This window comes from Clostridium senegalense JC122 (genome assembly GCF_000285575.1).
GTDB lineage: Bacteria > Bacillota > Clostridia > Clostridiales > Clostridiaceae > Clostridium_J > Clostridium_J senegalense.
Window position 1 is genome coordinate 125,550 of the sequence record NZ_HE611050.1, and the last position, 12,258, is coordinate 137,807.

At 26.8% G+C, this 12,258-nt stretch carries 15 protein-coding genes; all 15 read right to left on the reverse strand.

The annotated features are described in order from the left end of the window. Positions 1–261 precede the first annotated feature (261 nt). The 15 genes from CSGHG_RS00970 to CSGHG_RS01040 all read right to left on the reverse strand — a co-directional run bounded on the left by CSGHG_RS00970 (position 262) and on the right by CSGHG_RS01040 (position 12,170). Positions 262–807, reverse strand: coding sequence for a GNAT family N-acetyltransferase (locus CSGHG_RS00970; protein WP_010291853.1), 546 nt, complete (start codon positions 805–807; stop codon positions 262–264). A gap of 684 nt (positions 808–1,491) precedes the next feature. Then, positions 1,492–2,364, reverse strand: a complete 873-nt coding sequence (locus CSGHG_RS00975) for an AraC family transcriptional regulator (RefSeq protein WP_010291855.1) — start codon at positions 2,362–2,364, stop codon at positions 1,492–1,494. A 148-nt stretch (positions 2,365–2,512) separates the two neighbouring features. Beyond that, a complete protein-coding gene (locus tag CSGHG_RS19470) occupies positions 2,513–3,490 on the reverse strand; it encodes a C45 family autoproteolytic acyltransferase/hydolase (protein ID WP_010291858.1) in 978 nt (325 codons plus the stop codon). Positions 3,491–3,907: 417 nt separating this feature from the next. Continuing rightward, positions 3,908–4,339 carry a VOC family protein gene (locus CSGHG_RS00985; protein ID WP_010291860.1) on the reverse strand — a complete coding sequence of 144 codons (432 nt, stop codon included), beginning with the start codon at positions 4,337–4,339 and terminating at the stop codon, positions 3,908–3,910. Between the two features lie 133 nt (positions 4,340–4,472). Beyond that, positions 4,473–4,829, reverse strand: coding sequence for a YopX family protein (locus CSGHG_RS21620; RefSeq protein ID WP_010291861.1), 357 nt, complete (start codon positions 4,827–4,829; stop codon positions 4,473–4,475). 46 nt (positions 4,830–4,875) lie between these two features. Next, entirely contained in the window at positions 4,876–5,067 is a 192-nt protein-coding gene (locus CSGHG_RS00995) for a hypothetical protein (RefSeq protein ID WP_010291864.1), read from the reverse strand. Between the two features lie 169 nt (positions 5,068–5,236). Continuing rightward, positions 5,237–6,664 carry a serine hydrolase domain-containing protein gene (locus CSGHG_RS01000; RefSeq protein ID WP_010291865.1) on the reverse strand — a complete coding sequence of 476 codons (1,428 nt, stop codon included), beginning with the start codon at positions 6,662–6,664 and terminating at the stop codon, positions 5,237–5,239. Between the two features lie 320 nt (positions 6,665–6,984). After that, complete coding sequence (locus CSGHG_RS01005) at positions 6,985–7,614, reverse strand: CatB-related O-acetyltransferase (RefSeq protein ID WP_010291866.1); 630 nt, start codon at positions 7,612–7,614, stop codon at positions 6,985–6,987. Between the two features lie 163 nt (positions 7,615–7,777). Further along, on the reverse strand, positions 7,778–7,960 hold the full coding sequence (locus CSGHG_RS01010) for a hypothetical protein (RefSeq protein WP_010291867.1): 183 nt from the start codon (positions 7,958–7,960) through the stop codon (positions 7,778–7,780). Between the two features lie 69 nt (positions 7,961–8,029). Beyond that, complete coding sequence (locus tag CSGHG_RS01015) at positions 8,030–8,881, reverse strand: cell division protein (RefSeq protein ID WP_010291870.1); 852 nt, start codon at positions 8,879–8,881, stop codon at positions 8,030–8,032. A gap of 132 nt (positions 8,882–9,013) precedes the next feature. Next, positions 9,014–9,550, reverse strand: coding sequence for a GrpB family protein (locus CSGHG_RS01020; protein WP_010291871.1), 537 nt, complete (start codon positions 9,548–9,550; stop codon positions 9,014–9,016). Between the two features lie 189 nt (positions 9,551–9,739). After that, positions 9,740–10,447, reverse strand: a complete 708-nt coding sequence (locus CSGHG_RS01025) for a GNAT family N-acetyltransferase (protein WP_010291872.1) — start codon at positions 10,445–10,447, stop codon at positions 9,740–9,742. Between the two features lie 75 nt (positions 10,448–10,522). Further along, positions 10,523–10,993: an ASCH domain-containing protein gene (locus tag CSGHG_RS01030; RefSeq protein WP_010291873.1), complete on the reverse strand. Its 471-nt coding sequence runs from the start codon at positions 10,991–10,993 to the stop codon at positions 10,523–10,525. 86 nt (positions 10,994–11,079) lie between these two features. Next, positions 11,080–11,571, reverse strand: a complete 492-nt coding sequence (locus CSGHG_RS01035) for a GNAT family N-acetyltransferase (protein ID WP_010291874.1) — start codon at positions 11,569–11,571, stop codon at positions 11,080–11,082. Positions 11,572–11,630: 59 nt separating this feature from the next. After that, positions 11,631–12,170, reverse strand: coding sequence for a GNAT family N-acetyltransferase (locus CSGHG_RS01040; protein ID WP_010291876.1), 540 nt, complete (start codon positions 12,168–12,170; stop codon positions 11,631–11,633). Between the last annotated feature and the right edge of the window lie 88 nt (positions 12,171–12,258).

Consider the following 12,258-nt stretch of genomic DNA (forward strand, 5'->3'; position numbering starts at 1 on the left):
TATCTGTATCTCTTATACAAATAATACTCATTTAAAAATTTCCTATTATCATCAATAAATTATAACATATTTTGTAAACACCATATCATTCAAACTTAAAAAACTATTTAATTAGTAATTTTTTTGAAATGCGACGAAAAAACACCACTGAATTCAAAATTGAATAATGCGGTGTTTGAGTAAATCATTCTTTTTTCATTTATGTCACAAGATAAGAATGTTGTAAATTAATTAATGTTACGATATATATAGGATGCTTGATTATAATAATAATGCCATTGTATAACCATCTATATAGCTACCATCAGATAACATCTTGTCATTTCTTAATGTGCCTTCTATTTCAAAACCCAACTTTAAATATAAACTTATTGCTCTATAATTGTTTGTATCAACTTTAAGTGTAATTCTAGATATACCCTTTTCTTTTGCCCATTCAATTCCTGCTTTCATTAATTTTTTACCTATACCCATTCCACAAAATTCTTGCTCAATTGCTAGTCCAAATTCAGCAGAATGCCTAATCCTTTTGTTGACATTTCCATTCAATCCACATATTCCAATTACTTTTCCGTCTGTTTCTGCCACAACCAATAAATCTACTTCTGAATCTGCCTGATTCTGAATAAAATTTTTTTCTTCTTCAATTGTTGGATTAAATTCATCAGGGTTCTTTAGTAGAAAATCAGTTTCTTCACCAACTTTTTTAATAAGATTAATCAATTTTTCAGCATCTTTTACTTCTCCATTTCTTATGTTAATTGTTCTATTATTAATAATATATTTAATTTCTCCTATTTTTCCCATTTTAATCCTCCTAATAAAGTTATCTATATTTTTATATAATTATATTTGAAAAGGCAATTGAATACAAATATATATTTAATAGTAAACTAAAATTTACAATTGATTTGCTACGTATTTTCTTACTCATTTTAACTTAACTTATGGTACTTATATTTTATTTGTATAGTTTTACATAGTTACTTTTTTAACACCACATTATTGGATTTTCAAAGACCATTCTTTACATTTCTAATTTCAATAGTTATAAAGAAACAAGCCCCAACTTAAATTTATTCAATAACTTTAAAATATTTTCATACAAGATGCAGTGTTAAATTCTAAGTGATTCGGAGCATGTCTCACTATTTTAGGTATCCAAGTTTTAAAGTTATTCATTTATCAAATGAGAAAACTGAAATTAATATTTTTTTCAATAACTAACAGATTATTTTAGTTAAGAGTTAAGAGTGAATAGTTAATAGTTATGGTTATTACTATTAACTTCGTTCCTAGTAATTCTCAACATATCTTTTTATAAATTTGAATTGGATCTTGTTTCCCTATATGTCGTATTTAAATCAAATTGTAAAATAAAAATACCGCAGTATTCGAAAATGAATATGCGATATTTTAATATATTCTTTTATATCTACTTTTTAAGCTCATTTTTAAATTGGAATTTAACGAATTCTTATTATATTTTTACTATTGTATAGGAAAATAAATTTCAATCTGTGATTCTTCATTTTCAGTTCCTAAAAATTGTTCTGTGTAACATTCAAAATCATCTCTGTCATCAAGTTGAAAACTACTCTTAGGCAACCAAACACCCCAAATATAATAATATGTAGAAAGTAAATTTTTTACTGTGCCTTTATGTATGAATTTAGCATACTTTCCACCACTAATTTCTTTTAACTTCATACCTTCTGGGACCTTAGAGTCACATGATGTTTCAATCCCTATAAATACAGTAGCTTCACTATTTTTATTAAATGTATTTGGCAAGCATGTACCACCTGTTTCATAAATACTATACCTATTATTATTCATTGAAATATACTTTTGCTTTGCCAATTGAGTGTTCAACTTTTTCCACATTTCAATAATGTTATTATTCTCAATACTCATGTCAAATCTAAACCCAACAACAGATTTAGGTTGAAATATTACGATTTCTGGTGAGAAATTTACATAATTGCATTCAGTCAGTTTGTCAATTTGCATCGGCTGATGACTTCCAATCAACACATCAATCCCATTTTTTCTGTATTCTGTTGGTGTAATACCATATCTCTTCCTAAAGGCTCTTGTAAAACTTTCACCAGACTCAAAATACAATGAAACTGCGATGTCTAAAATTTTTATGTCACTATATATAAGGTCATATGCCGCTTGAGTCAATCTCCGACTTCTGATATAACTACCAATTGTTTCCCCCATCACAGCTTGAAAATAACGGTGAAGGTGATAATAAGAATAGGAAACTGCATTAGCAACTGATTCTACAGTCAAAGGCTCATACAAATTTGTTTCAATAAATATAATTGCTCTACCAATGATTTGTTTATCTTTCAATACAGTATTCTCCTTTTTTAATAGGTAATATTGTAAAAATCTGTCCCCACTTTTTCACATGGAAGATTTACTATAATTTCTTGCTCTTGTAATTTTTCCACAGTGAAAATTTTCCAATTATTGACTTGTGGTGAACCGAATGTCACTTCTATTTTTTTTCGGTTGTATTAAACAACATAGAACGTAAAGTTCCAAAAAATTCAGGGTAATAATGACAACACAATCCCTGCGGATAAGATGTCGATAGTATCACCTTTAAATCTTGCACTGATATTTTTTCTTTTTCAGAAAACATCTTTTCTATTGTTTTATAACGAATCACAGAGTTTTCAATCAACATCTTTTCATATGGCTTTATTTCTGGCAAAATTGCATGGTTTGTAGAAATTAGAAAACTCTCCTTAGAGGCATTATCTAAAATACGATATGCTTTATGACCATCTATACATTGCAATAGCGCAATTTTATTATTACTATCAGAAAGCATTAAATTTATATTATATCCAATAGGTGCATTCATTGCCCATACAATAGCTTCATCAACATTTTTGCAGTTTTCCAAAATACTTCGGATAACAACCCAAAAAGAAAAACCAGTTACACCTGCTTTCTGTCCTCCCTCAAAGTTACCCACTGGCAATCCATTGCTGGCTTTACAAGCTGCCAGCCCATATTCATTCATTCCATCACATCGTCCGAATAAATTGAGTGTAGAACCAATGTAACGATATTTTCCTTTAATAGCTGTATATGCGAAGCACATTTCTTCCATTTCATCATTAAAATCATAGTTACGCGCCATTAAAGTGTGTCCAGTTTCAATCTTGTTTGAAACTGCTGCCATCAAACTGCACCCACGTTCCAAATATGTCATTGCATAAAAGATTGCTTGTTCTTTTGAAATTCCAACTGTATCTACAAACCCTTTGATTTCCTCGTTTACACCACTGCAATATTTTTTAAGCAAATCGAATATTTCTGTTAACTTGCTTTGAGGATATGCCTTAGGTGGTAAAATCACCCTTTTCAATAAATCGGGTTGCGATAAAATCCAATTACCAATCTGTGTCCCAACTTCATAACTTGTTCCTACAAAATTCTTTAAGTATGTCTTTGTTCTTTTCATTAAAAACACCTCATCTTTCAAAAAAATTATAAGATAAGATAAGATGATATACTTGATATTTTCTGCGAATTTTTTATATAATCTGTTATTCAAATTTCTATTTATCTGTATCTCTCATACAAATAATTCTCATTTGAAATTTTCCTATTATCATCAATAAATTATAACATATTTTGTAAACACTGTATCATTCAAACTTAAAAGATTATTTAATTCGTAATTTTTTTGTATTACGACGCAAAAATACCGCAAATTTCTTATGAATACTGCGGTATTTCAATATATTATTTTATATTTAATTTTTAAGTTCATTGATAAATTGCTGTTTATCTACATTGTATTAAAATAATCTTTATTTCACATTATAATATTATTCTAAAATTGATTTAATTCTCTGGATAAATTTGAATTTATACGTTAAAAAATAAGCATACCTTTATCATCATATTTAAAGTTTGGCCCCCAAGTTACCTCCCAATAATATCCGTCTAAATCAGAAAAGTATGCATGATACCCACCCCAAAATACATTCTGAGGCTCTTTAACTATTTTAGCTCCAGCATTTCTAGCTTTTTCTATAACTTTATCAACATCCTCTTTATGCTCCACATTATATGCTAATGTAATTCCAGTAAATCCATTAGAAATTTGCGGAGTATCTTCTTCACTAATATCTTTTGCTAATAACTCCAATGGATAAAGTTCAAATTTTGTTCCTGGTGTATTAAAAAATATTACTTCTGGATTATTACTTTTTTCATCTGTTTCGAATCCAAGCTTATCTCTATAAAAATTTATAGATTTCTCCATGCTTCTTACTCCTAAGCATATACATGTAATTTTATTCACTATAACACCCCTTCAAATTACTATTTATTTTACCTGTATATCACACAAATAATCTTTATTTAAACCATATTATAACATATTTTCAAACACCGTACTATTCAATTTTCAAAGAACATTTCACTTAAAATACAAATTAATATCTTTTAATTCCTTCGTACTCATTTCCTATTATTTCATAATCCGTAAATTCATCTAAATCATATTCATGGCATCCGTTTATATATAAACTCCAACAACACTTTTTATCATTCCATGTAACACACATTGGATTAATAAATTCATCATATTCAAGCTCAACTCCTAAATAGTCACTTTCATATATTTCCCTATTGTTTCTATCTTTACGGCCAGTAGGTCTTAATATTTCTGCTTCTCCCAATATACAACCTATAAAACTTTCATATGTCATATATAGTTTAAATTCTTTAAGTTCAAATTTACCTTCTTCAATTTCATTAACTACTCTTAGAGTTAATTCCTTAGCTTTCACATTCTCACTCCTAACCTTTTACATATTATTAAAATTTCATCTTTTGTCATTTGAGAATTTTGTTTTGCATAATAAATTTTTTATTTTTAGTTATTGGAAATTCTCTATAGTAGCATTTACCTTTATTTTGAATAGAAATATATTTACATATCGCTTTCCAATATTTAAAATCCTTTTCATCACAATCTGCTCTAAAATTATTTTTACCACTTCTAGATTCAACTCTATATCTTTTCACTTCTATCCTCCTTTACTTCATAATCAAAATAAGACATAAAAAACACCATAAATTCATCTCTGAATATTACGGTATTTTTATAAATTGTTTAATAGTATATCGGTTTTATCATTTAAGAATATTCAGTACTAAATTTCACTTAACAACTCTAACCCATACCTATTTTTGCTTAAAATTTATTTTTACTATATCTACTTCTAAAAATAATAAAAGCACCAGTAAGTATCAATATAATATTTACCCATTTAAAATTTAATGGCAAGAAGGTAAACAAATAATAATCATCCACATTAAACAATAATTTACATGGTAAATCAGTATACATAAAGCCATAATATAAAATTGCTAATGAAAACACTATAATACCTGATTTAATATATCTTGTTTTACGCTTTTCAGATAAAATAATAGTTCCTTTTTTAATTTTAATAACTAATACTGCAAATAAGGATAATAGAATCATAGCCAATATTACTATTGTGTTGAAAACCACTTTGACAATTTGCTTCATTTGAGTATCAATAACCTTTTCCCCAATAACTCTTTCACCCCATTTTTCCATTAAACCGTATGTCAAATAATAGGATTTATCTGAATTTGTAAGTATAACCATTCCATTTCTGCTAACAGGTTCAAAAGCTATTTGTGCGTTCCATCCTGTGAATGTTCCATTATGTTCATAAACAGTTTTGCCATTTTTAAGTTTTCTTGGAATGATTCCTAAAGCATATAATCCTCCTATACTTTGTGTATTTTTCTGTGGCTTAAACATTTCTTTGTTTCCATTATTATAGTAATTCATTAGTTCAACTACAAATTTTGATAAATCTACTGCTGTAGTTGAAACACCGCCTCCTCCGTTCATAACAATAGGTGTTATCTCAATTGGCTTACCTATTCCTGCATAAGGAGTTGCAAACTTTCCATTTGAATTCTCATTTTTATAGCTTGTATTTTTCATATCTAATGGTTTGAATATATTTCTTTCCATATATTCTTCAAAACTAGAATTTGTGACTTCTTCAATAATAAGATGACAGATACCAAATCCTACAAATTCTGAATATTCAAATGTTTCACCTGGCTCTCTTTTCAATTTAACATCTCTATTTTTTAAAGCCTGGTCAATTGTGGGTAATGGCTTTTTATAACCACATTCATCACTTCCAGTTACGCCACTTGTATGAGACATAAGTGTTCTCAAAGTTAATTTACTTTCATCAAATTCAGTTTCAGGAAGATGCCATTTAGTTAAATATGTATTTATGGGAACATCTAAATCCAATTTACCCTCATCAACTAATTTCATTATAGCGTATGCGGTTATTGTCTTTGAAATAGATGCAATTTTAAACTGAGTTTCATCTGTAACCACAGCTTTTCTTTCAATATTTGCATATCCATAATTTCTTACATTGGTAATAACGCCGTTTTCTATAATCACAGCAGTTGCACCTTGTGGATTGTACTGATTAATCAATTTATCAATATAATCCTTGTCCTTATTTAATTTTGTTATTACCCCTATAATGATTAATAACAATAAAATAATTACTATTGCTATTGTCTTATTTTTCGCTTTTAATACTTTATACATATTTCTGCCTCCAAATTTCTCTTAATTATATTGAATTTACCCTTTAATAATATGCTAATTCTTTTTTCATTTGTTTTCCCATTATTAACATTACTTTTTTCTTAGCAATATTACTTTTTTGTAACATTAGGGTAATCTGACATTTGTGGCAAAATTATTTGTTATAAATATTCCACTATCATGATTGAATCTTTAAACTTTTTCTCGTTTTATTTGAAATATAACAAAAACACCGCATATTCATTTTTAATTATACGGTGTTAAAATAAATTATATGTTTTTTAAGTTGAAAGGTTAAATAATAAATTTGTAACAGAATACTAAACTAATTTATTAATATTTCCTGATTGAATGTATTTAATATTTGCTTGAATTTTTTCATATGTCCAATCCCACCACTTAATTTTCAACAATTCCAAAATTATATCATCACTAAATCTTTTTCTTATAACTTTTGCTGGTATACCTCCAACAATAGTATAAGGTGCAACATCTTTAGTAACTACTGCTCTAGTTCCAATAATCGCACCATCACCAATTTTAATCCCTGACATAATTATAGCATCATATCCTATCCATACATCATTTCCAATTATAATATCTCCTTTATTATCCCAAGCATATGTGGGTTTTAATGATTTATCCCATTCTTCTCCGAATATAGGAAATGTATAAGTAGATAGTGATTGCATTATATGGTTTCCACTGGTCATAAGAAACTTTGCTTTACATGCAATGGAACAAAACTTACCAATTATTAATTTATCCTTGTTTATAGGATATTGATATAATACATTATTTTTTTCGAAATCTCTTGGATCATTATAAAAATCATTATATATTGTATAATCTCCAACTTTTATATTATCTCTTGTAATTACACTTTTGAGATATACAGTTTGATAATCATTACTTCTTGGATATACTTTGTTTGAATTTGGAATAGTCATATTTAACTCGCTCCTTCGTATTATATTTCTTTTTTGACTATTCCATTATTACAATGCATTTTTTCATAAAATTACTCCTTAAATACTTTTTATTTTTTATATTAGATCCTTACCTTTTTATATTCATTTCTGAATAATACGATTTTACAAATAAATTACATGTTTATAAACTGCCTTTTTTATTTTTAATATCTTTTGCTAAAGAATGACCTATAAGTGCTGACATGCATCCCATTATGCCCCCACCTAATATTCCTATTATAATCATAAAATTGGACTTACTTGAAAAGTATATTCCAAGAATAAACATAAGAAAACCAATTAAAAAGAATATTTTAAATTTCAAAACGTACCTCCATGTCATTATGTATAATATTTCAATTCTAATTAAATAAAATTATAGTATTATAAATTATTAATTAAATTTTAATTTTGTATACCATGTTATTGATATTATATATCCTATTATAGGCGAAATTCCATACCCCATTAAAGGAACTGGAAAATTACCAAAAAATGTAGAAATTATAATGATAATAAAGTATATACCAATGCATAATGATGGTAATTTTAACTTTTCAGGTGGAAATAATATAAAAGGGGTTGGTAATATTACTAATGACACAATTCCTAATAAAAACCACACTTGTCCCATATTAGCTACTAAATTTAAAATTTCTTCAACATATGATACTGGCGAAAGATTATCTAAATGTATCCATGATAAAATAACTAATATAAAAAGCCCCACTGAAATTATTGTAGAAAAATTTCTTTTATCACCATTCTTATATAGCATAAAAATCATAGGAATAGCAAAACCAGATAACTGTGAAGCATCAGGTTGAATAAAAAGTACTATAGATATAAAAATTGTTATAATTGCTACTTTCCACCAACTATTATTTTTTAACAATTTCCATAATGATAATATTATTATAGGCATCACTATCATAGCTATATTTAATCTTATTGGCCCTATAGCTATCCACCTATGAACTCCCATCATACCTTCTCCTATAAAAGTTAAAAGTAAAAGTATTAATGGAATTAACTTAAAAATATCTTTAATATTTTTATTTCTACATATATTAATGTTCCCTGACAATAGATAATATGAAATTAGCCCCATTATAACCAATCCTATAATATTTTGTATTATAATAAAATTTGAAATTCTATTATAATACATTGCTATTGTTCCAATAACAATAGCAGGTGCTGTCATTATTATCGGAATAAAATTAAATAATTTCAACTTTTTCATTTTAATCTCCTTAAGATATAATAATTTAATCATAAAAAATTATATCATGAGATTAATCTTGAATCACTAACATATTTAAACTACTATTTTTCGCTTTGATAATCATTTTTTAGTTGTAAATTAATCTTTTAATTACTTTTTTAACTTTGACCATTCATATGCTTTTCTGTCTATATCTTTTATAAATTGATTTTTTCCATTACAGTAACTATCAATATCATGCTTAAATTTAATCGCTAACTCTTTTTTTAATTCTCCATACATTTTTGCTTCTTCTGGATGAGCTATCATATAATCTCTAAAATTCAAATGTTTTTCTATTTCTAAATTACCTGTCTCAAAAACATGTATATGATGTGTTCTATGATATACACCTTTTAAGAAAAATCTACGTCCACTTATTCCATATTCCCCTTTTGATATGTACCCTAACTTACTCAACTCATTATTATACTCATCTGTATTGTTAATATCTTTTACTTCAAGTAAAACATCTATTACTGGCTTTGCAAAAATATCAGGAATTGAAGTACTTCCAATATGATGAATTTTTATTATTTCTTCCTTCATAATATCCTCTATTAATTTTGACTCTTTCATAAATTCCTTTTTCCAACTAGAATTGTATTCAGCAACTTCTATTTCTCTAACCTGATTCTGTTCACCCATATTAAATCCCCCATTTTTTAAGATTATATTCTATTTTTAATACTTATAGAAAATTTATAAAAAAATTCTAATTATAATTAGACTTATAAATTAAATAAAAATCTAGGAAAACAAACCTGAATTTAAAAATTTTCATTATTATTAAAAATGTTATATTAAATTTCAAGTATACTCTTAAGGTAATTTTAACTATACATTAGTTGCATAATACCCAACCCAAACAGGTAAAAATCCCACTTTAAGTGCAACTGACGTTGATGCAATATTGGGACTCCATGTGGTATAGTATGGCAATATGCCTCGTCTTTCAATTTCATCAGCCAAAGTTTTTACAAGATAGGAAGCTAGCCCTCTATTACGATATTGAGGCAAAGTATCTATTCCAATTTGCCATAAACTTGGCATACTATCATCAGCTCCAGCTATAGCAACAAGTTGATTATCTTTATATGCTGCAAATGCAATAATGTCATTGTCATAGTTTAATGCATTATCAAAATTTTTATTATCATATAGAGTATTGATATTAGTTTTGTCAAAAAATTTGTACTCAAACTCGTTAGGTGGACAAATATTTTCATTCTTATTTATATATAGATATCGAGTGTGCTCACCTTCAAGTTTTTTTCCGAACTCTCTTAGTTTACCTTCAATAACAAATAAGTTTTCTCCATCCATTATATCATGTGCAGGAGTCATTGAAAAAAGCTCTACGCACCAATTGTAAATATATGGATGCGCTTTAATAACTGCATTTTTTCCAAATGTAACTATCTCAAAAAATTGCTTTTCTGATTTGATAAAAATATTTTTATCTTGTTTAAAAACATTGGAATCACATTCCCAATCAATTGCCAATTGTTCTTGCGCAAAAATAATTTTGCTTGATTTATCCATATTTGCAACTCCTTTTATACAACTATTTTTTAATATTCTTTCTGTCACTTAATTAAACTTGTTTTTTCTCTCAAATTATTTATATACAACTTCAAACTCTTCAAATACAACCATCCTGTCTTCTGTAAATTCCATTTCTAAATTTTTTAATTCTCTTGTAAAAAAATCTATATGCACTTTTCTCCAATAGTTTAAAGATTTATCACCTTCTCCTTCTATTGCAGCAAGTTCTTTACCTACATCTTTAAAAGGAAGAATTGTAACCTTTTTATTTCTTATTAAACATTTAGCAACTCCATCCCAATCTGTTATAATACTATACTCTCCCACTTCAGGAAGTTCCTCATTTTCCAGCTTATATAAATCATATAGAGAAGTTGTCCCTCTTTTAATTCCTTCTCTAGTTAAATCCGCTAAGTTATTGGCACTTTCCTCATCAGCACAAAAATACCATGCCGTATATTTTTTATTAGTATTTATAATATTTTCACCAATAGATATTAAATATTTTTCCCACATATCTTTAACAGACTTATCTTTTACCATGTTTATTATCCCCCTTAAAATTTTAGCAATTGAATAAATAAATTTATTCTATAATAATAAAATTATAGCTTGTCCTATAACAATATTTAATAATTATACTCATAGTTTCCAACAGTTATTGTTTTAGTTAATATCTCATTGTCCCATGGCTTTCTTATTTCAATAAGATTTAAAACATTGTATCCTTTTTTAGATAAAAATTTTATAACCTTATCATTATTAGGATGAATCCAATTATAAACTGTACTTTCACCTAATTCTTTTGCAATATCCTCTACTTTTTTATATAGTTTTGATGCTATCCCATTTCTTCTTACATCATGAGAAACAAATAAAGATTCAGCCCAAACTGTTCCATTATCAATTCTACAAACTAAATACCCTAATAATTCTTTATTATTTTCTTCAGCAACAAATATAGGATAATTTGCTTCTATATATTCTTCAAATTCCTCTTTGGATTGCTCTACATTAAATTTTGATTTTATACCTTTAAGTTCCTTTAAATCAACTCTAAATTGGGCTATTAAAATTGCTATTTTTTCTTTATCATTAAGGTTTGCTAAACGTATATTCATTGTTCTTATTCTCCTTGAATTTTTTAATTATCAATTTATGCATATAATTTAAATGGAAATTAATTAAAGTATTCAGACTTTAAAATACTATAATATAATGTAGTGACTTCTTTATTATCTAATAATTTTAACTTCTCATCTTTTTGAAATCTATATGTAAATCCACATTTTTCATTAACTCTTTTAGAATTATAGTTAAAACTAAAATGTCCGCACCAAATTATATCTAGTTTCAATTCGTTAAAACCATAATCAATTAAGGAATTTACGGCCTCTGGAACAATTCCTTTTCCCCAATATTTAGGATTAAGAACATATCCTATTTCCCTTTGTTTTAAATGAATAGATTTATCATCAGGTTTTGTATTATGAAGTCCTATCCCACCAATAACTTTATTTTCTGATTTTAAAACTATAGCATATGTTTCATTATCTTCCATGAACATTTTTATTATCTTTTTGCTCTCTTCCTCATTTTTATGTGGTGGCCAACCAGCATTAGGGCCTACAAGTTCACTTTGGGCATATTCATATAAATCTGTACTGTCACTTTCTTTCCATTTCCTTAATATTAATCTATCTGTAACTAATATTTTCATAACAACTTCCTCCAAAATTATTTATATTGATAAAATTATCATAAATGTCTTAAGTATTACTATAAAATAAAAATCAGTTTTAACTTTA

What these genes read in the sequence shown, in the direction of transcription:
- CSGHG_RS00970 (WP_010291853.1), bottom strand. Translation starts at nt 807, where the DNA reads ATGGGAAAAATAGGAGAAATTAAATATATTATTAATAATAGAACAATT.
- CSGHG_RS19470 (WP_010291858.1), bottom strand. Translation starts at nt 3,490, where the DNA reads ATGAAAAGAACAAAGACATACTTAAAGAATTTTGTAGGAACAAGTTAT.
- CSGHG_RS01000 (WP_010291865.1), bottom strand. Translation starts at nt 6,664, where the DNA reads ATGTATAAAGTATTAAAAGCGAAAAATAAGACAATAGCAATAGTAATT.
- CSGHG_RS01005 (WP_010291866.1), bottom strand. Translation starts at nt 7,614, where the DNA reads ATGACTATTCCAAATTCAAACAAAGTATATCCAAGAAGTAATGATTAT.
- CSGHG_RS01015 (WP_010291870.1), bottom strand. Translation starts at nt 8,881, where the DNA reads ATGAAAAAGTTGAAATTATTTAATTTTATTCCGATAATAATGACAGCA.
- CSGHG_RS01020 (WP_010291871.1), bottom strand. Translation starts at nt 9,550, where the DNA reads ATGGGTGAACAGAATCAGGTTAGAGAAATAGAAGTTGCTGAATACAAT.
- CSGHG_RS01025 (WP_010291872.1), bottom strand. Translation starts at nt 10,447, where the DNA reads ATGGATAAATCAAGCAAAATTATTTTTGCGCAAGAACAATTGGCAATT.
- CSGHG_RS01030 (WP_010291873.1), bottom strand. Translation starts at nt 10,993, where the DNA reads ATGGTAAAAGATAAGTCTGTTAAAGATATGTGGGAAAAATATTTAATA.
- CSGHG_RS01035 (WP_010291874.1), bottom strand. Translation starts at nt 11,571, where the DNA reads ATGAATATACGTTTAGCAAACCTTAATGATAAAGAAAAAATAGCAATT.
- CSGHG_RS01040 (WP_010291876.1), bottom strand. Translation starts at nt 12,170, where the DNA reads ATGAAAATATTAGTTACAGATAGATTAATATTAAGGAAATGGAAAGAA.